The sequence below is a fragment of the Lysinibacillus sp. NPDC097214 genome, assembly GCF_050277945.1.
GTDB classification, from domain to species: Bacteria; Bacillota; Bacilli; order Bacillales_A; family Planococcaceae; genus Lysinibacillus; species Lysinibacillus xylanilyticus_B.
The window spans coordinates 115,638-133,828 of record NZ_JBNNSS010000002.1; the positions used below are offsets into that span (position 1 = coordinate 115,638).

20 protein-coding genes are annotated in these 18,191 nt (G+C 36.6%); 3 read left to right on the top strand and 17 right to left on the bottom strand.

The genetic code is table 11. From position 1 onward, the window contains the following. Nucleotides 1–176: 176 nt before the first annotated feature. The 12 genes from ACQKMI_RS04410 to ACQKMI_RS04465 all read right to left on the bottom strand — a co-directional run bounded on the left by ACQKMI_RS04410 (nucleotide 177) and on the right by ACQKMI_RS04465 (nucleotide 11,759). Nucleotides 177–410, bottom strand: coding sequence for a hypothetical protein (locus tag ACQKMI_RS04410; protein ID WP_427487480.1), 234 nt, complete (start codon nucleotides 408–410; stop codon nucleotides 177–179). A 14-nt stretch (nucleotides 411–424) separates the two neighbouring features. Further along, nucleotides 425–628 (bottom strand): hypothetical protein, encoded by a 204-nt coding sequence (locus ACQKMI_RS04415; protein WP_427487481.1) that lies wholly within the window; start codon nucleotides 626–628, stop codon nucleotides 425–427. 33 nt (nucleotides 629–661) lie between these two features. After that, on the bottom strand, nucleotides 662–1,318 hold the full coding sequence (locus tag ACQKMI_RS04420) for a TetR/AcrR family transcriptional regulator (protein WP_427487482.1): 657 nt from the start codon (nucleotides 1,316–1,318) through the stop codon (nucleotides 662–664). 220 nt (nucleotides 1,319–1,538) lie between these two features. Next, nucleotides 1,539–1,676 carry a hypothetical protein gene (locus ACQKMI_RS04425; protein WP_427487483.1) on the bottom strand — a complete coding sequence of 46 codons (138 nt, stop codon included), beginning with the start codon at nucleotides 1,674–1,676 and terminating at the stop codon, nucleotides 1,539–1,541. 441 nt (nucleotides 1,677–2,117) lie between these two features. After that, nucleotides 2,118–2,930: a helix-turn-helix domain-containing protein gene (locus ACQKMI_RS04430; RefSeq protein ID WP_427487484.1), complete on the bottom strand. Its 813-nt coding sequence runs from the start codon at nucleotides 2,928–2,930 to the stop codon at nucleotides 2,118–2,120. A 33-nt stretch (nucleotides 2,931–2,963) separates the two neighbouring features. Further along, nucleotides 2,964–4,484 carry an aldehyde dehydrogenase family protein gene (locus ACQKMI_RS04435; protein WP_427487485.1) on the bottom strand — a complete coding sequence of 507 codons (1,521 nt, stop codon included), beginning with the start codon at nucleotides 4,482–4,484 and terminating at the stop codon, nucleotides 2,964–2,966. Nucleotides 4,485–4,498: 14 nt separating this feature from the next. Continuing rightward, on the bottom strand, nucleotides 4,499–5,044 hold the full coding sequence (locus ACQKMI_RS04440) for a hypothetical protein (protein WP_427487486.1): 546 nt from the start codon (nucleotides 5,042–5,044) through the stop codon (nucleotides 4,499–4,501). A 21-nt stretch (nucleotides 5,045–5,065) separates the two neighbouring features. After that, entirely contained in the window at nucleotides 5,066–7,012 is a 1,947-nt protein-coding gene (locus ACQKMI_RS04445) for a primary-amine oxidase (protein ID WP_427487487.1), read from the bottom strand. 429 nt (nucleotides 7,013–7,441) lie between these two features. Beyond that, nucleotides 7,442–7,987 carry an N-acetyltransferase family protein gene (locus ACQKMI_RS04450; RefSeq protein ID WP_427487488.1) on the bottom strand — a complete coding sequence of 182 codons (546 nt, stop codon included), beginning with the start codon at nucleotides 7,985–7,987 and terminating at the stop codon, nucleotides 7,442–7,444. A gap of 20 nt (nucleotides 7,988–8,007) precedes the next feature. Continuing rightward, the gene (locus ACQKMI_RS04455; RefSeq protein WP_427487489.1) at nucleotides 8,008–8,535 is read right to left on the bottom strand and encodes a cysteine hydrolase family protein; all 528 of its coding nucleotides are present in this window, start codon (nucleotides 8,533–8,535) and stop codon (nucleotides 8,008–8,010) included. 294 nt (nucleotides 8,536–8,829) lie between these two features. Beyond that, nucleotides 8,830–9,762, bottom strand: a complete 933-nt coding sequence (locus ACQKMI_RS04460; RefSeq protein ID WP_427487490.1) for a stalk domain-containing protein — start codon at nucleotides 9,760–9,762, stop codon at nucleotides 8,830–8,832. Nucleotides 9,763–9,986: 224 nt separating this feature from the next. Further along, a complete protein-coding gene (locus ACQKMI_RS04465) occupies nucleotides 9,987–11,759 on the bottom strand; it encodes a glycerophosphoryl diester phosphodiesterase membrane domain-containing protein (protein ID WP_427487491.1) in 1,773 nt (590 codons plus the stop codon). A 257-nt stretch (nucleotides 11,760–12,016) separates the two neighbouring features. Between ACQKMI_RS04465 and ACQKMI_RS04470 the strand changes: the two genes are divergently transcribed. Further along, complete coding sequence (locus tag ACQKMI_RS04470) at nucleotides 12,017–12,235, top strand: hypothetical protein (RefSeq protein WP_427487492.1); 219 nt, start codon at nucleotides 12,017–12,019, stop codon at nucleotides 12,233–12,235. A gap of 83 nt (nucleotides 12,236–12,318) precedes the next feature. Here the strand turns inward: ACQKMI_RS04470 and ACQKMI_RS04475 are convergent, their stop codons facing one another. Both ACQKMI_RS04475 and ACQKMI_RS04480 read right to left on the bottom strand, forming a co-directional pair. Next, complete coding sequence (locus ACQKMI_RS04475) at nucleotides 12,319–13,893, bottom strand: amidohydrolase (RefSeq protein WP_427487493.1); 1,575 nt, start codon at nucleotides 13,891–13,893, stop codon at nucleotides 12,319–12,321. A 141-nt stretch (nucleotides 13,894–14,034) separates the two neighbouring features. Beyond that, nucleotides 14,035–14,604 (bottom strand): biotin transporter BioY, encoded by a 570-nt coding sequence (locus ACQKMI_RS04480; protein ID WP_427487494.1) that lies wholly within the window; start codon nucleotides 14,602–14,604, stop codon nucleotides 14,035–14,037. Between the two features lie 517 nt (nucleotides 14,605–15,121). Between ACQKMI_RS04480 and ACQKMI_RS04485 the strand changes: the two genes are divergently transcribed. Together ACQKMI_RS04485 and ACQKMI_RS04490 are read left to right on the top strand one after the other, a co-directional pair. Then, entirely contained in the window at nucleotides 15,122–15,331 is a 210-nt protein-coding gene (locus tag ACQKMI_RS04485) for a hypothetical protein (RefSeq protein ID WP_079560252.1), read from the top strand. Between the two features lie 30 nt (nucleotides 15,332–15,361). Further along, entirely contained in the window at nucleotides 15,362–16,321 is a 960-nt protein-coding gene (locus ACQKMI_RS04490; RefSeq protein ID WP_427487495.1) for a DUF2167 domain-containing protein, read from the top strand. Nucleotides 16,322–16,608: 287 nt separating this feature from the next. Here ACQKMI_RS04490 and ACQKMI_RS04495 read toward each other — a convergent pair whose 3' ends face one another. From ACQKMI_RS04495 to ACQKMI_RS04505, 3 genes are all read right to left on the bottom strand, one after another. After that, nucleotides 16,609–17,271 (bottom strand): TIGR04104 family putative zinc finger protein, encoded by a 663-nt coding sequence (locus tag ACQKMI_RS04495; RefSeq protein WP_427487496.1) that lies wholly within the window; start codon nucleotides 17,269–17,271, stop codon nucleotides 16,609–16,611. After that, nucleotides 17,258–17,773, bottom strand: coding sequence for a sigma-70 family RNA polymerase sigma factor (locus tag ACQKMI_RS04500; protein ID WP_427487497.1), 516 nt, complete (start codon nucleotides 17,771–17,773; stop codon nucleotides 17,258–17,260). Before ACQKMI_RS04500 ends, ACQKMI_RS04495 begins: the two co-directional genes overlap by 14 nt. Nucleotides 17,774–18,005: 232 nt before the next feature. Further along, nucleotides 18,006–18,182, bottom strand: coding sequence for a hypothetical protein (locus tag ACQKMI_RS04505; RefSeq protein ID WP_427487498.1), 177 nt, complete (start codon nucleotides 18,180–18,182; stop codon nucleotides 18,006–18,008). Between the last annotated feature and the right edge of the window lie 9 nt (nucleotides 18,183–18,191).

The following is an 18,191-nucleotide window of genomic DNA, read 5'->3' on the forward strand; positions in this document are numbered from 1 at the left end:
ATTCATATAATAAAATATTTATTCTCAAGAAACGTCAAGAAATCATTTTATGCGATTGATGCTATATCCGTTAGTATCGCTACCAGAAGCGATTAAACGACCTGAGCACTTTAAATTCAGCACTCAAGCCGCTTCTTACATCTTTTATTCCCCTGACCGGGTGTAATTCAGTCATTCTAATATTTTCTTATTTCATTGGTTGTTGCAATAGAACTTAAAATACCTATTGTCCCGAGAACTAACAACGATTTCGATGGTCCAATAATTCCCAATGTTAATCCTCCAACTCCTACGACAGTTGTAAAAAACCTACTATATTTCAGTTTTGATGTTGTTACTTTCGGCGTTTTCACATTTACCCCTACCATCTTATTTACCTTATTCAAAGCAGTATCTAATTGTTTAATCATTTAAATTACCTCCGTTAGAATTGATTCAATAAATAATCTATAACTGGATTAATTAATAGCAAGAAGCTAGAGGCCAATACATATATGCCATATTTTTTCTTTGTTAAAATACAAAACAATCCAATAATAAATACTACAAGTGCTAGTCCAATTGATATGTAGCTGAATATTCCTAAATTATTATTTTGTTGTAAAATATCTAATATTAAATTTTTCAAAGCAAATACCCCCAATTTTAATGTTTGTTTCTGCTAGTTAACACAATGGTCAATATTAGTATTTTTGTTTGCTAAAGAAGACGAATTTGCAAAAATTTTATCTATTGAACTTTCGAGTAGAAAATTGAATATTTCGCATTTGTTATAAACTAAATCTGAATTCATCGCTGCGGTATATAAAAGTGTACAAAAGATTCCATATGCTTTTTCCTTGGCAATTCTCAAATCTAGATTTGAACGCTCTAAAGCATCCTCAAAAAATTTCTTATCATTTTCTCTTAGACTTTCAATTTTTTCTTTAGGTAGCTTTTTTAAAAACAAATGGTAATCTGGATTATTGAAATTATATAATGTAGGATGCTTTACATACTCTTCAAAAAGCCCGTTCATAGCTCTTTTAAACCCTTCTACACCTGGGTTAGTCTTTATCATAGAGTGCCATAGTTCTTTTAATTGATTTTGAATCATTGACAGTACTTCTAGAAAGAGCTCTTCTTTTGATTTATATAGCCTGTAAAAAAATTCAGTTGATATGCCAACTTCATTCGTAAGAGTATCGATGCTAGTTAATTTGTATCCTTTCGTTTTCCAACTCTGAGCACAACTTTCACGTAACTTTTGTTTAAGTAATGGAATATCTTCCTCAGTAAAATTTTTAGCCTTTAGATCGGTTCCTCTAATTAGTATCATTTAGATCAGTCCCTTTCATTTCGTACTTTCATTGTAAGAATCGATATTCTCTTTTTTCTTACTAATTCCTTACGAGTTTATTAATTTTATAAAACTAAAGGTGAACCAACTGAAAAAGTAGAAATATGGATTAGGCTTAATCAAGCTGAAAAAAGCCCACCACAGTAGATTGTGGAAGGCAATAGAAATATTTTTATTCGAAACTTGTCCTTATAAATAGTTAAAGGGAGACAAGCTTGCCTCCCTCTTCAATATAGGGCGGTTTATCAAAATCCCCGCCTCGTGCCAATACTTCTACCGCCGTCATTTTCCCAACGATCAATGTCCCAAACAACATCAACATCTTCCCTGCCGTCATGTATTTCTCCGTTAGGAAGGGTACCAGTTCTTACTATAGAAATAATACATCATCCTTTTTTTATCAATTTCGCCTTGGCATAATTGAGTCTGGATTTTGAATTGTGTCAGCACAATTCATTCCTTTCAAAATCCATGACATCCGCCGGAGGCTTTATCTTCATTCAGTAGGTGTTTGACTGAATGAAGATAAATATTTCATGTTTCTATTTTATGTAATGTTTTTTGTTTTGTTCATCGCCAAATATGGGGGGGTGGAGCTAATAATCCAACCAGCCACAGAACATAGAACCATTTAAGTATCGCTGAACTGCTTGAAATCGTTGTTCAGCATTTACTTTTGTCATAAAAAACCCCCCGTAAAAGTTAGATTGATGTCTAACTTTTACGGGGCAGTTCACATTAGAATGTTTTTTATAAGAAAGAGTGAAAGCTTTGGCGGCTAATAAGACAGAAACTTTCGTTTTATATTTTTCCAACCTAAAAATTCTTTTATATATTCAGCCGGTGTTATGACAAGTAAGCTTTTAAATTCTTTGTAATAATGTGAAGGATCATAGTAACCATACTGGTCAATGTTTACAGGTGTCTCTTCAAAAGTAAAATGTTGAAGTAAGAGTTGAATACGTATGAATTTACTTAATTTTTTTGGTCCAAAACCGGTTTTTTTGTAGAAAAGTTCTCGGATATATCGCTCAGAATAACCTGTTTTATGCTGAATTACGTCTGGTAAGAACAGCCCATTATTTTCAATAATAGAATCAAAACAAGTAGTGAATATTTCATCACCCAAGCTTTTTTCCTTTTTTCGAGAGCCAAAATACTCATTACAAATCTGCACTCTTTGTTCGAAATCTCCTGCTTCAAAAACAGCTTGTATAAATTTAGAGTCTAGTGTGCAGCCTAATTCAACATTAACAAACTGATGTTGAACAATTTGTTTTAATGCGCAATTGTATTGAATAACTGTTTGTTTTGGATTTAAACGAACACCAAAATATTTACCTTTTGGGGTAAATGAATAAATTTCACGTGTAGTCGGGGTATTCCCTAAGACAACCTTTTGATCTTTGCCCATGTAAAACATTAAATCTTGGCAAGCATCAGGAATGACATGAATATCACTATTAATGTCTATTGGTTCAAACTCATAATAAAATAGTATATCCTGGTTTAACTTGCTGTTTGGAGTCAGTTCTCTATAAGAATACGTTTTTTGGACCAATTCAGGTTGGATTGGATAATAGCTACTCAATAAGCCGCCCCCTCACTTCACTCTTAGGTAAAATTAAAAGAATCCTTGCGCCTGTTCATTGTAACTAGCTAAGACACATTTAGTTGATTGATACGATTCTAAAGCTTTTAAATGATTTTCTCGACCGACGCCTGACTTTTTGTAGCCGCCAAATGCTGCACCAGCAGGGTATTGGTGATACGTATTTATCCAAACACGTCCTGCTTGGATCTCTCGACTCGCTTTATAGGTAACGTTTGTATTACGTGACCATACAGCTGCCCCTAATCCATACATCGTATCATTTGCAATTTCAATCGCTTCCTCGAAAGTTTTAAACGTAGTCACTGCCAATACAGGACCGAAAATTTCTTCTTGGAAAATACGCATTTTGTTATTGCCTTTAAAAATAGTTGGTTTAATAAAATAACCATCTAAATTATCAAGGTGATTTTCGGCGCCACCGATTAAACATTCTGCGCCATCTTGTTTGGCAATTTCAAAATAAGAAAGAATTTTTTTATGTTGTTCTTCTGAAGCCTGTGCACCCATCATTGTTTCAAGTTCGAATGGATCACCAACTTTAATTTGCTTTACTCGTTCAATGGCTTTTTCCATGAAACGATCATAAATAGACTCATGGATCAAGGCTCTAGATGGACAAGTGCAAACTTCACCTTGATTTAAAGCAAACATAACTAATCCTTCAATCGCCTTATCTAGATATCCGTCATCAGCATCCATGACATCTTCAAAGAAGATATTAGGAGATTTGCCACCTAACTCTAGTGTAACAGGAATTAGATTCTCAGATGCATATTTCATAATCAATTTGCCGACATCTGTAGAACCCGTAAACGCCACTTTGGCAATACGTGGGCTGGAAGCTAACTCTTTCCCTGCCTCTATACCAAAACCATTAATGACGTTTAATACACCTTTTGGTAATAGGTCTTGAATAAGTTCAACTACGAATAAGAATGATACCGGCGTTTGTTCTGCTAATTTTAAGACAACACTATTTCCTGCAGCAAGTGCTGGCGCCAATTTCCAAGCTGCCATTAAAATAGGAAAGTTCCATGGAATGATTTGCCCAACTACACCAATAGGTTCTTGGTAATGATAAGCTACGGTATCCTCATCAAAAGGTGTCATTTGCCCTTGTTGTGCGCGAATGGCACTTGCAAAATAGCGGAAATTATCAATTGCCAATGGAATATCAGCATACATAGTTTCACGAATCGCTTTCCCATTATCCCAAGTTTCTACCCTTGCAATTTTTTCAAGGTTTTCTTCCATACGATCAGCAATGGCTAGTAAGATACGTGCCCGTTCTGCTACGGGTGTTTTCCCCCAAGTTTTTTGGGCTTCATGAGCTGCATCTAATGCTAGCTCTACATCTTCTTTTGTTGAACGAGCTACACGTGTAAATACTTCTTTCGTGATAGGCGTACTATTATCGAAATACTCTCCATTTACAGGTGCTACCCATTCACCACCAATAAAATTGTCATATTTCTTTTTGAATTGAATGCCAAATTCTTCAATATTCGGTTTAACATTTACCTTTACCATAATGATCGACCCCTTTAATGATGATTATGATGCTGTTGTTCTTCTTTGACAGGTACCTCATGTTGAATCTCAAAACTACTTACTACTAGTACACAAATCATTAAACCAGCCACAATGAAAATATGCCTTGGAATGGCTTTTATAAAGATAGGAAACATCTCACGATTCCATACACCGATAGAAATGATAGCACTTACAATAAACATCATTGTAAAAAAGATAATGCTTAACGTTAAATATTGGGTAGTCATTAATGTTAGCATCGCGCCCATCATCGCTCCCATAAAACTAGATCCTACACTTTCCATGAATAGGTACATTGGTAAGCCTGTTGACAGTAAATAGCCTAATGCAATAGAAATAATAATAGATGCTATTGCACCTAGTACCATATCGGGAAGCCAAGTAGCCATATTCATCCCAATAGCAGTACTCATTGTCATAGAAATCAGCATTATACAGCACTTGGCCATGCCATGATTAGCAAAACGCTGTTTTAATAAACGATTAGTGATTACCGTAAAAGTAACAATCACCAACATGCTTAGGAATGGTAGCATATAATCACTCCTTTAAGAGTTTCATTGTATATGACAAGACGAAGTTGTGTGACACTTCTTGTCCGGTCTAGGAACGTCTAATGCTGGGTTTCGATCAAAGAATCCAACTGGTTTTAATTGGAAATTAATGTATGCAGTTGGCATTACAGGCCAATCTTCAGGGCGCGGGATATGATGATGGCCCATTGTGTACCAAACGACGATATCTTCATCATCAATTGAACGGTTATTCTCAACGTATTTTGGAAGTCCATCTCCTCCAGCATGTTGATTCGGATACATACCTGTTGCATATTTTTCATTTTCATCAAATTGCGTAACGTGTAAATGGTGTTTAAGGAAACCAGCACGTTTCATAACGCTTGCTTCTTCATGAGCAAATGGGAAGCAATTTTCGCCAGGCAAAATTTTATATCCAACAGGTTGATTCACTCGGTTAAGTGAGTTTTTATTGATAATTTTCCAAGTACGCTGCGTTTTTAAATCTAAATTACGTAACGCTTCCTTCTCCGTTTTAAAGATACGTGAAACAGGATAGAAACCATTGCTATTCGGATTGTGTTCTCCCAATGTTTCTGATACTGTTTCTGTTTCAACTACTGAGTTATTTTCACCGTCTAACATCGTATCTAGTCGGAAGTTAAAGAAGTGTTGATGATGTGATGCGTTTAATCCTGGAGAAATCTCAGATCCATATTTTGTTTGGATGCCATCTTCACATGTACCAGTGCTTAAAATACCTGTTAGTTTGACTTCAGCTTCAATCGTACCGTCTTGGTAGAAACTCCAATAGAAGCCGTAATCATAATTTCCAACTGTACAGAAGAATGAAATCACTAGTCGACGTGAGCGCCGTACTTCTACATGGCCTGTACGCCAATCTGTATGTTTCCAACCAATCCCGTAATCTTCTTCGTGTAAGCAAATCGCATTTTTGATCGTACGCGCATTTCCTTTAACATCAGCTACAACACCATCAAAGTATTGAATTTCGCCTAAGCAGTCGCAACCTAGTTCTAACGAATTGGCCAATTGACCCATTCCATATTCACCAGCATCAAAGGCATTTTGTGTGTTATGCGAAAATGTTGGTTCACCATAAGGGACAACCATTTCTGATAATGCTGCACGATAAAGAACTGGACGATCCTTGCCTTTGTCATGGTAATTAATTGTGTATAATACAAGGCCCTCACGCGGTGTAAATCCATAGCGGAAACTCCACTTTTGCCATTTGATCAAATTACCTTCAATTGTAAAGCTTGGACCTTCAGGTTGAATGATTTCTAATGGTTTTAAGTCATTTCTAAATACAATTGATTCATCAACTTCAGGATGGTAATTACCTGATGTTGTTGGAATTGGACGTGCCCCGTGATCTTCTACTTTGTAAACTTCCATTTTGTTTAGGTCTACATACGTTACAATACCAGTTAAAGGGTAAGCATATCCGTTATCTTCTAGTGAATGTTTTTGCCAACAAATCGCACGAAGTAAACGTTTACCTTCATGTTCCTGAACGCCAAAATTCCCCGCTGACCAAGGATCCACCATGATTAAATCAGGATTATCAATGCCACGTTTCTGTAAAGCTGCTACAAAATCAGGGTGGCTCTTTACTAATTCTTCACATTGCTCAAATTCCTCTAAGGCTACATTTGGTTGTACGCCAGGAATATATTCGTAGGAATCAACTTTTTCTGAAGTTAAATTTACAACTGCTTCAAAGGTTTTCAATTCTTTATCATCTAAAATCACTAAAAATACTTGGCGGTCTACAGTATTACCTGGTTTATAATTTAGTACTTCTGATTTTTTAGGTTCATGTAACATCACCGACATAAATCGTACATGTTCAGACAACTGTTGCTGTTCCTTGACTATTTGAACAGCTTTTTCAATTTCTACTTCAGATAATGGTGATAATGGGTGGCTTAGCTCAATGTTTGGATTAACCTTTACTGACATTCTATCAACCCCTTATAATTTGTTCTCTTTAATTATAATCAGAAAATTCAGTGAAGGGATTGTAAATAACGGCATTTTTATAGATAAGTCATTTTTAGCTAAAAATATATAATATTCTCTACTTTAAGCGCTATTTATTCTCATAGAAATACTAATTTAGCTATTTTACATAATCACTAGTAATCTACCAATCTATTTAGAAGCGAACAGATGGGCTACCACCATTTAGACCGTCTTCCATCTTGCCATAGCGATTCTCAATATACGTATCACAAACCCCCTTTAATTTCGTTAAAATTAAATATGCATACGTGTTTGTATAGGATCGTATGTCCAGGTCATTTTTTCGTAGCCAATTTACGAAGCAAGTTGTTTTTGGTGTAAAAAAAACAGCTAAGCACTATTTGCTTAGCTGGGTTTATTTTAAAATTATGCCTTAATTCTTCCCATTACAATCGTATTATAATAGTTGCCATCTGAAAGGAGTTTATCATTTTTTAAGACGCCTTCAACTTCAAAGCCAAGCTTTTTATAGAGCAAAACCGCTTTGTCATTTGTCTCTACAACAGTCAAGGTCATTTTTTTAATGTCATTAGCGTCAGCCCACTCTATCGAAGCTTTCATGAAATTTTTTCCTATCCCATAGCGCCAAAATTCCTTTAAAACACCTACACCAAATTCTACTTTATGAGCAATTCTTTTAAATGGTGAGCCCGCACATCTAGAAAATCCGACAATGCGATTATCGACCACTGCCACTAAACACAAATTTCTTGGACTTTCTGTGTCTTCCTTAATGATTGCTTCAAATCCTTTGGCATTGATAAAGCCTTCCCCTTGTTCCCTATCGAAGTTTTCCGTTTCTCCATCAAGTTGTAGTCTTAAATCTGATAAAGCTTGGGCATCTTCGACATTGGCGGATCTAATTGTATAGTGAAGTTCATTGACAATAAATTCTTGGCTGTTTATGAGCATTATTGAAACCCCTCTTTACTTTATTTGAAAAAAGTACATGGCTGAATGTTCACGAATCGATTGTGCCAAATGGACTCGTGGTGCTTTATAATTTGCTGTGCGGTTAATACGTGACTATGTAGGGTTGTATGTGCACCTTCAACTAAAATATTATGATGATATCCATGGCTGTAAGCATTTCGAATCGTCGTATCAAGGCAAAATTCTGTCTGAGCACCAGTGAAAATAAGCTGCTCAATTTGTTGTTCTTGTAAGTATTGCGCTAATTCCGTTTGATAGAACGCATCCCACGTTGTTTTTTGAATCACTTTATCCTCGGGTTGTCGCAGAAGTCCATGATATAGATCCCAGCCTGGCTTACCAAACGCAAAATCGTCATCCTTATTTGAATCCGTATGTTGGATGAAAATAATAGGGGCTTCACTATTCCGGGCCCAGGTTATTAACATATTAATATTATCTAACACTTTTTCATAATCAAATAAGTAGTTTTCACTATCCAAAAAGAATGCTTCTTGCATATCCACGATAATTAATGCCTGCTTCATATAGTTCCCCTTTAAGAATCTGACTTTAATTATCTTATTGTACAAAAATTCATTTTCTATTTAAAGAGAATTATGAGAAATAAATATGAATAGCTCATCAACATGACGTGTCGTTGATTTCCGTTCCGAAGAGCGCTTTCTTGGGTCCATTCAGTCGAAATGGAAATCAACTCACAATAAAAAAACCAACTACAATGCTAAGGCTCATTTTTATGTAGTTAGCGTTTCATTTTCGCTTCTAAAAAAGAAAAACCCCCTCCACAGCGCGATGCCATGAAGGGGATAAACAACATTTTATTTCATTAATTCTTCAACAAATTCAACTGGTACATATGTTTTTGTTGGTTCTAATAAAGCTGGTGCTACTTTAAAATAACGAAGTGCTTTATTATAGCCATATTCTTTTTGACCACGAGTAATTGTATAAGATAATGCGCCTTTAGAAATAATTGCGCCTTTTCCTGTTGATTCTACTTTAAAGCCTAACTCTTCGGCAATTAAACGTAATGGTACCATTTTAGTACCTTCAACCTCATAAAAGTCATTGTTAATAATTTCTTGTACAGCAGCTTTAGACGGATCTACATGACCAGGCTCTTGTGCAATCGTATCTAAAACAACAACTTTTGATGGTGGTGTTTGTGCTGGAATGCTCATTGTTGTAATTGTGTAGAACACTAGTAAATGTTGCTCTGCTAAATCCTTAGCTTTCACTTTTTTACCAGATAGGCTAAGTATTTCAGTTTCTTTGCCAACATTTAGTTTTAATGTGTTATCAGTATTCACTAATTCTTTATTGAAAAAGTCTACTTCAACAATTCCCATTTCTTTTGTTTCAACAATAATTACTTCAGGGTTATATTGTGGTGGATAGATCATAAGCATTGGCTTATTTGCATACGTGTAAGCTGTTATTTGATCACCCTTTTGTAGTTTAACTTCTTTTCCAGTATTATCGAAAACTAATGTCTCGTCATTTACGACAAAAACATTTGTATTTTCGTTCTCTTTCACAGTGAAATAGGTTGCATCCTCACGTTTTTCAACATTCTCAATTGTTCCAGCTATTTTAATAAAAGTAGGTTGAACTTGTGGATTTTGCTCCTTATTATCAGTAGCGTTCGTCACAACTGCTTCACCTTCGTTTGCTGATGCGGTTGGAGCTACTAAAGCGCCCCCTATTAATAATGCTGACATGGCAAATGGTACGACTTTCGTCATTTTCATAAAAAAGCATCTCCTTCATATCCCGAATTCATAGTAGTAGTCGGTTATAAAAGAAAAAGGTTACAATATTGCCAAGTTTTTTTGCATTCCCCTATAAAAGCCGCGATTCTTTTACGAAAAAGAATCGCGGCTTTCACTTATACTGTTTGTGTCGGTTCGCGGGTATTCACTCATCTTCCGCGGGTATTTCATTTAATCAGATGCTACATGTACTCCATATAAATTTAAAACATGAATTGAAATAGGTTTAGTATACGCTGTAAAAAGTATTCACGCTCATTTTGTTTCGTTCGTATATCCAAAGCTATATCGGGGAGATCGGTAATGACTCCATTGACATTTTTCCTAATAAATTCATGTATTGACTGATTATTATTCAATGTCCATACGAACAAATCAATTTTTTGTTGCCTCATCTCTGAGATTAGCTGGTCTGTCACCCATGCTTCCTCAAGCGAAATAAAATCAACTGTTTCATCCATCGGCCCGATATTTAATGCATAGACAATCCCAACACGTAAGTTCGGGGCCAATTTTTTTAACTGTGACATCATTTGTGGATCTGATGATTGCACATAATATTTATCGAGAACCTTGTAAGCCTTTAGTTTTTTTACTAACTTGGGCAATACATCTTCCTTTTCTTTACCATGAACTTTTAATTCAATCAGTAAGGAAACATTTAGTGCTTTTGCTATTTCAATAAAATCATCTAATGATGAAATTTTGTCGTTAAAGCCATTAGCATGAACTGTTAACGTCTTTAATTCACCGAGCGTCATATTGGCGATCACGCCATTTTTACCTGTAAGTCTTCTTAATGTTTGATCATGAAATACGACGAATTGTCCATCAACGGTTTGTTGAATATCGATCTCGATTAAATCTGCACCCGAACTTGCTGCACTGACAAGGCCGCTGATTGTATTTTCCACATTCCCTTTCGTGTAGCCACGATGTGCAATAATTTTTGTATCTGGTGCATAGACACTTTTCTCTAATGAAATAACATTCATCACACTTAATACGATGAAAACAACCACAATGATGAGAGTTAATGGCTTATTGCGCCTTTTCTTAAATTTCGGTTTAAACCAAGACTTGCTTAAAACATGCATATTATATAGAAAAGCTACCATTACTTGTGAAAACATTGCTTGTAGGAAACTAAATAACACTACAAATACCATTTCTAAAAAAGCGAGAGTAATTCCCGCTGTGACATGCGCTGTACTCGGTATCAAACGCTCCAAAATATATAATGGCAAGGTGCTTATAAGCGTAACTCCAAGCATTACAAGTAAAAGAACCGAAACAAGCATTGCTAATATTCCAATGAGTTCAAACAAGCCCCGCTTTGAAAAATGCCAGCTCTGTATGAATGAACGAATTATTGATATTTTTGGCTGGATTGTAAAAATCGGCAATGCCATAATGCTTCGTATCCCCACTATTATTAAAACAATTACAACAGCAGCATAAAGTAAACGACCAGAACGACTGCTCATTATTTCATCTGTCAAAAAATGAGGAATGGACATTATTTGGGTTAACGTTAGTGGAAATATAAATGAAGCTAATGGCCACAAAAGTGCAATATATATAAATAAAAAAATTACTTGAATACTAAAAAATGAAATAACCTTCCGATTAAGCTGCTGCCATATGTGTAGAAATCGATAGCGAGAACCTCTTTGTTGATGAAAGGCCATTAAAAAAAGAAAGCCCATTTCATAATAAATAAATAGCAAAATGAGCATTATTAAAAGAATGATCATTGAGATGACAAAGGGATGCCCCATAAAACTTTGAATATTTTGTTCAGTAATATGTGTGTATCCAGTAACTCGTAGCATTAGCTTAAATACGATAGCTGTTACAGGAACAATTAATAAAAACTGAAATAATCTAATCAGTGCGAAAACCTGTATATAATCAAAGCGATACATATAAATATTGTAGACGGCTTGTCGCATTACTTGTCCCGTTTTGTGCATTTACTCACCCCAGTCATACCTATCGTATCCCCTATCTTAAGCATCTTTGCGATTTTTATAAGCTCTTCCCTATAGGATATGTAAAGCCACTTATTTCAAATACTTTTAGCTCTTGAAATACAATTTGTCCCATATAATATGCGAGGAAAAATGATAAGATTTCTGTATTTATAGTGTCTAAAAATATTTTCTTGAAACTTTTTTGTAGGTAACTCGGTAAATAATAGAACCGATACAATTTAAGGGGGCAAATAATTATGAGACATACAGTGTTTAACTTTGGAGATATCATTAGTACAACCGTCATTCTTATAATTTTCTTCGCCATTTTTTTCGTGATGATACATATGATTAAAAAAATGAAATCGACAGTTCCTCTGCCTCCTGAAGAAACACTTCAGCAAAAAGTAGATGATTTAACAACAAGGGTGAAAACGCTAGAGCATCGAGTGGAAAGTTTATCAGAAAGACAGTAGCTCCAAATAAGAAAACATTAACGGGAAAGACCTCATTACAGCCAATCTCTTTCTTTTTGTTAAATGAAAAAACGCTGTAAAGTTTATTCTTTACAGCGTTTTTCATAAACGATACGGCCATCCACAACCGTATATGCGACTTTTACTTGTGGTAAGTTTTCAATAGCTATCGTAAAAAGATCCTCTTCTAAAATAGTGAAGTCTGCTGTGTAACCCTTTTCAATCTTACCTCGAATGTGGTCTTGAGCGATTATTTGTGCAGCTCCTACAGTATAGAGCCGTACTGCTTCAAAACGTGATATTTTCTCCTCTGGGCCGTAACCGTTATGGGATTCTCCAAAATTCCGTCTTGTTACTGCAGCGTATATACCATATAAGGGATTTGGTACTTCGATCGGAGCATCACTGCCACCCGCAACGACTAATCCGCGATCAAGTAGTGATTTTAACGGGTGCAAGCCTTTTGCTCGTTCCTCCCCTAGCCTAGCTAGTTCTGCCGTATACTCGCCCTGCACAAATTGCGGCTGCATATCCACTGCGACAGGCAACGTTGCAAGCTTTTCTAAAATTTCTTCATCAACTAAGCTACAATGAATAACACGATCTAATTGACCTTCCCGCGGCGGATAAGTAGCAAATACGTTTAAAATTGTTTCAATGGCTAAATCTCCAATGGCATGCACTGCCACTGTTTGTCCATGTTGACGTGCAAGTTGAACATATTTCTCTAATTGTTCTGTTGAATGGACAAGCATACCGCAATTGCCCGGCTCATCACAGTATGGTTCTCGTAAGGCTGCAGTACGTCCTCCAAAGGCACCATCGATAAAGATCTTCATTGCACCAAACTCTAAATAAGGAGAAGATGGTTCTTCCATCTTGGCAACTTCCTTAAATACTGTGTGGTGTTGTAATAAATGAACTTTAAACGATTGCTCTGCCTCGACAATCTTGCGAAAAGCATTTATTGGTTGAAGTGGAGGTCCGTAATAGCTTAAATCCTCAGAATGACCACCCACTAAGCCATATGATTGCAAAGATTTTATCGACTTCTCAAGAGCATCCTCCATATACTCGGGCGTAATATGTGGCATATGGTTTACAATCATATACAATGCTGCATCTTTTAAGACGCCTGTTAGCTGCCCATCCACCTTCTCAATGACGCCACCCTCTGGTGATGGTGTATTCTTTGTGATTCCTGCAAATGCCAATGACTTGGAATTAGCCAAAATTAAATGATGGCAGCTACGTTTAATTATTAAATGAGCTTCCCCTAGAGCATCAAGCTCAGCTAGTGTTGGAAAAATTGGAACTTCAAATTGTGTTTCATTAAGCCCTATTGCAATTACCCATTGATCTGTGGGAACTTCCAGCATCCTTTCACGAATAATGGCTAGTAGCTCGTCCTTACTTCTAACGTTCGATACATCAATATGCTTTAATTTCTCACCGTAGCCAATAATATGTAAATGACTATCGACAAAGCCTGGATACATCACATTTCCTTGTAAATGCCGAATAGAAGTAGCTTGTGGCGACAAGCTCTCAACTGAGCCTGTCGCCACAATTTTTCCTTCTTTAACAAGGACTGCTTCAACTGTTTCGCCAACTTGTGCCATCGTGTAAATTTTTCCACCTGTCCATAACGTTGCCAAAACAATTCCTCCTATGCAATCGCTTCTAATCAATTATGCCTCGGCATAATTTCGTCCGGAATCGTCCGGAGGCTTTGGTCCAACGTGATGTTGGTCACTCAGTCGTTGCCACAGGACGTGGAGGTCTTAGACTGAGTTCCTCTATTCAGCGGGTGTTTGGACCCCGCTGAAAGAAATTAAATGAGCTCGCTCTAGGCGAAGACGAACAATTACGCCAAACCATCCTGCCAGAACTGCTTTCACAATACCTACAATGATAAACGGTGCTGCACCACCCATAAATGCAGCTGTCCAAGTTAAATCTCCGACAATTTTTAACCAAGTCGTTCCAAATGCCAATGTCACAACCATCCCAATGATGTTCGAAGTAATAGCTTGGAAAATTGTAACACCGAATTTATCTAAATATAAGCCCATAATGATTGCTGTGACAAGGAATCCGACAATATAGCCACCTGTAGGGCCAACTAAGACCCCAAATCCTCCTGACATACCACTAAATACTGGAAGACCTGCCGCTCCAAGCAAAATATAAATCAATACTGATAATGTTCCAATTTTTGTCCCTAAAATCGTTACGACTAGGCCTACTGCTAATGTTTGCCCTGTAATTGGAATAAGTGGTAACGGAATCGTTACTTGTGCAAGAACAGCAATAATTGCTGCACCAAATGCCGCTAACACATAATTATATGTACTACTCTTTTTCAAACTAAATTTCCTCCCCTTGTGCGTTAACTATAGATGAAAATAAGTTAACACAAACATAAAGCAAATGAAAACTGTTGTCAATCTATTTCGAAAAATTGCTATAAAAAAAGAAATTACTATAGTAAACTAGCAATTTCTTATCATATGTCTTCATGTAATTTAAATAAATCAGGAACTATTTGATAAGAATATCACACCAACTAAAATCCAAATCCAAAAATGCTTATTAAAAAATGCGTAAATATAATTAGTCACATATGTATATTGAATGTACGATTCGTTAACATTCTACAATTAATGCTGGTTTTTTGACTATAATTAGTCAATTCGGATAAAAATCATTCGGAAAAAGACCCGTATTTTGAAAATGGAGAATAGGTATCTCAGTCTCCAATCGTGTGCAAGCAAGTAGTAGTAATTGTGCCAGCATATTAATAGTTGGAAGAACGCGCATTGTAACATTTTGGTTTATATGGTAACCTACTTAAGTATTTTTCCATTATTAAGGAGGTAAGTTATGTTACGCACTGGAATCATTCTTTTAATTTTAGGTTTAGGGGCATTTATACTGCCGCAATTCGGTCTACAATTCAAATTATTTACCGTTTTTAACGACATTTTTGGCGGAGGCGAAACCTATGTCGAAATTGCTCTTGCAGGTATAGGCGCCGTCCTAGTATGCATTCATTTATTTAAAGGAAAGAAGGACAAGTCGTCCGCAGCATAAGAACATGTGATTTTTGGGAGGAAGATATTTTTGAAATCGTTAATTGCAAGACTATTAAAATCAGTAACTGTTATGACTTTAATTATGATGGTGTGTGCGGTTCCCGCATTCGCCGAAGAAGAGCTAAATTGGGTCGAAGGTGGACAGAAAGTTGACGTGGGGACCAATTTAGCGGAACTGGAGTTAGACAGTGATTTTATTTTTCTTAATGCCGAAGATACGAAAAAGTACCTAACGCAGGGCGGAATGGAACCGAGCGGGTCAGAAATCGGCGTGGTTTTTCCAAAGGATGAAACTCAGACTTGGGCCGTTTATTTCGAATATGACGAATCTGGATATATAGAAGACGACGAAAAAGCGGAAATCGATGCTGATGCCTTGTTGGAAAGCTACAAAGAAGGTACTGAAGAAATGAATAAGGAGTTAAGCCCTGAAAATCAGTTATTCGTTGACAAATGGGATGTTGCTCCATTCTACGACAACCAATTACATAGTTTGTCGTGGTCTTTATTAGCGCATGATAATCAGAACAATGGTGTTATTAACTACAATGTGCGAATTCTATCCCGCCAAGGCTATATCTCGGCGATACTCGTCTCAGATCCGGCGAATTTGCAGGCCGATCGTATAGTGTTTAACAACAAGATACTAAAGCAGTTTAACTTAAAGCAAGGTCAGCGCTATGAGGATTTTGACAAAAAAACCGATAAGGTAGCTGAATTCGGCTTGACTGGTTTAATTCTCGGAGGAGCGGGTCTGGCAGTTGCCAAAAAAGCGGGCTTGCTTGCTATACTCATCCCTCTATTGAAGAAGTTTGGGATCATAATTGTGGTGGCCGTCGGCGCGATTTGGGGCTTTATTCGGAAAAAAACCGGATTGAAGAAAGATCAGTCGGAGGAACAATCGACACAATCTGAACAGCCAGAACAATCGGAGCAACAATCTGAACAACCGGCACAGGACCAGGAGATTGACAAGCAGAAAGTTTAATTTGCAAGGGTAGTAACCGCTCAATGTTTCGCATACGTGGTTATTAAATTGTTTCAAAAATAAGAATAATCAAAGCCCTTCCTAATCGCTCGATAGCCGAGTAATTAAGAGGGGCTTTTCATATCGTTTATTCATTCAAAGAATCCGATAGCGAATAACTATGGAGCCTCTGCTCTTTGAAATAATTGCAGCTCGAAAAGTCGTTACTCATATTAATATGTACTGCTCTTTTTCGAACTAAATCGCCTCCACATTTACGTTAAGAGCTAGCAATTTCTCTTTACAAATTACCAAAGAGGATCGTTGATAGGATCATCTTCTTGTAAATCAAATACATATGGTGCTAGTAGTCGAAAATAAATAAGAACTCCTGCCATAAAGAAAATAGTTCCAATAGAAATATTATCAAAAATCAAATGCATAAATACCATCAGAGGAATCGGGAACGTTAAAATACCACCCATTTTCATTGATTTTTTTGAGCGATATTGTTTTTTTCCACAATAAGGACATTCGATTTGTCCATTTTTCCGGTACATTTTTCGAGCTTGCTTCTCTGACCAAGTTTCCCCACATTCAATGCACACCGGTAGGCCATATCCTTTCTTTATTAACACCCATTTAATAAAAAAAGCAAGCCCCACCATAAAGCTAAAAAGCAATATACCTTTTACTAAATCGTATTGTAAAATTGACCATAGGCTCCATGTATCCGTTTCTTGCTGTAAACTAGCTGCCTGATGACTTCCTGAATGTTTATTCTGTGATAATAAATAACTAAAACCAATAACAAATAGCGTAAACGTTGCTAACACCACGCGATATTGCCACGGACTACTTCTTCTTTGTTTAGTTTTACTACGAGCTTTTTGGGCAATCATCAGTTTTTTTTCATCTGTAAGCTTTACTTCCCGAAGTTCTTTTAGCACATCTTCTTTAAATTGATTCATGGCGTAACACCTCCCAATCATAATCACCGATTGCTGTTGCAAGCTGCTTTCTAGCACGCTGTAATCTTGTACGTATGGTTGCTTCTGGACAACATACGAGCTGTGCAATCTCCACTGTCGTCATATCCTCAAAATAATAGAGAATCAGTACTTCCCTATAGGTCACGGATAATGTAAACAAAGCTTCTACTAGCTCTCTTTTTGTGGACTTAGCAAGCAATTCTTTTTCAGGCGTGACTGCTGTCGTTCGCCCTGTTATTTTTTCAAAGAGTGTCAGGCGTTTACTTTTCCAGCTACGCAAATAATCATGGCTTCGATTGACCGTCATTTTCACTAAATATGTACGTAATGATGATTCTTGACGAAATTGCTCTTGCTTTTGATAAAAGGCGATAAACACATCCTGCACAATGTCCTCAGCTGTTGCTTCATTTTTCACATATAAATAAGCAACCTTTAGTAAATAGTCACCGTGCTCTGCAATAATTTTTTCGATATCCATCGTTGTCCTCACCTTCTTTCTAAACTACTGACGGACCCCGCTTCATTTCCGATTCACTTTTTTAAAAAAATTTTCAAAAGAAAAGAATCTGCAAAACTCCAACGACTATACGTTGGAATGAAGCAGATCCTTTATGATTGATCTAACACTAACAATATCAATTATGCCTCTGCAAAATGACGTTCGAAATAGGCTTTGAGCCAACAAATGTTTTTTGTGCGAAAGCGCAGTGCTAACGTAGCGACAGCTGCTTCGCTTTCGCGCAGATAAAACCCTGTTGCTGCTGTCGCTTCGCTTTCGCGCAGATAAAACCCTGTTGCTGCTGTCGCTCCGAAAACACTTGTAGCTGACGTTTTTCTTTCGCTACATAAGACAGTGTTGAAAGAAGTTCTAGTCCGTCAGTACTCATCATCTGAGT

Excerpts from the sequence above, each read along its gene's own strand:
- ACQKMI_RS04505 (WP_427487498.1), bottom strand. The coding sequence starts at position 18,182 with ATGAGTACTGACGGACTAGAACTTCTTTCAACACTGTCTTATGTAGCG.
- ACQKMI_RS04450 (WP_427487488.1), bottom strand. The coding sequence starts at position 7,987 with ATGCTCATAAACAGCCAAGAATTTATTGTCAATGAACTTCACTATACA.
- ACQKMI_RS04440 (WP_427487486.1), bottom strand. The coding sequence starts at position 5,044 with ATGCTACCATTCCTAAGCATGTTGGTGATTGTTACTTTTACGGTAATC.
- ACQKMI_RS04465 (WP_427487491.1), bottom strand. The coding sequence starts at position 11,759 with ATGCACAAAACGGGACAAGTAATGCGACAAGCCGTCTACAATATTTAT.
- ACQKMI_RS04410 (WP_427487480.1), bottom strand. The coding sequence starts at position 410 with ATGATTAAACAATTAGATACTGCTTTGAATAAGGTAAATAAGATGGTA.
- ACQKMI_RS04460 (WP_427487490.1), bottom strand. The coding sequence starts at position 9,762 with ATGAAAATGACGAAAGTCGTACCATTTGCCATGTCAGCATTATTAATA.
- ACQKMI_RS04420 (WP_427487482.1), bottom strand. The coding sequence starts at position 1,318 with ATGATACTAATTAGAGGAACCGATCTAAAGGCTAAAAATTTTACTGAG.
- ACQKMI_RS04455 (WP_427487489.1), bottom strand. The coding sequence starts at position 8,535 with ATGAAGCAGGCATTAATTATCGTGGATATGCAAGAAGCATTCTTTTTG.
- ACQKMI_RS04495 (WP_427487496.1), bottom strand. The coding sequence starts at position 17,271 with ATGAATCAATTTAAAGAAGATGTGCTAAAAGAACTTCGGGAAGTAAAG.
- ACQKMI_RS04470 (WP_427487492.1), top strand. The coding sequence starts at position 12,017 with ATGAGACATACAGTGTTTAACTTTGGAGATATCATTAGTACAACCGTC.
- ACQKMI_RS04445 (WP_427487487.1), bottom strand. The coding sequence starts at position 7,012 with ATGTCAGTAAAGGTTAATCCAAACATTGAGCTAAGCCACCCATTATCA.
- ACQKMI_RS04435 (WP_427487485.1), bottom strand. The coding sequence starts at position 4,484 with ATGGTAAAGGTAAATGTTAAACCGAATATTGAAGAATTTGGCATTCAA.
- ACQKMI_RS04500 (WP_427487497.1), bottom strand. The coding sequence starts at position 17,773 with ATGGATATCGAAAAAATTATTGCAGAGCACGGTGACTATTTACTAAAG.
- ACQKMI_RS04485 (WP_079560252.1), top strand. The coding sequence starts at position 15,122 with ATGTTACGCACTGGAATCATTCTTTTAATTTTAGGTTTAGGGGCATTT.
- ACQKMI_RS04425 (WP_427487483.1), bottom strand. The coding sequence starts at position 1,676 with ATGACGGCAGGGAAGATGTTGATGTTGTTTGGGACATTGATCGTTGGG.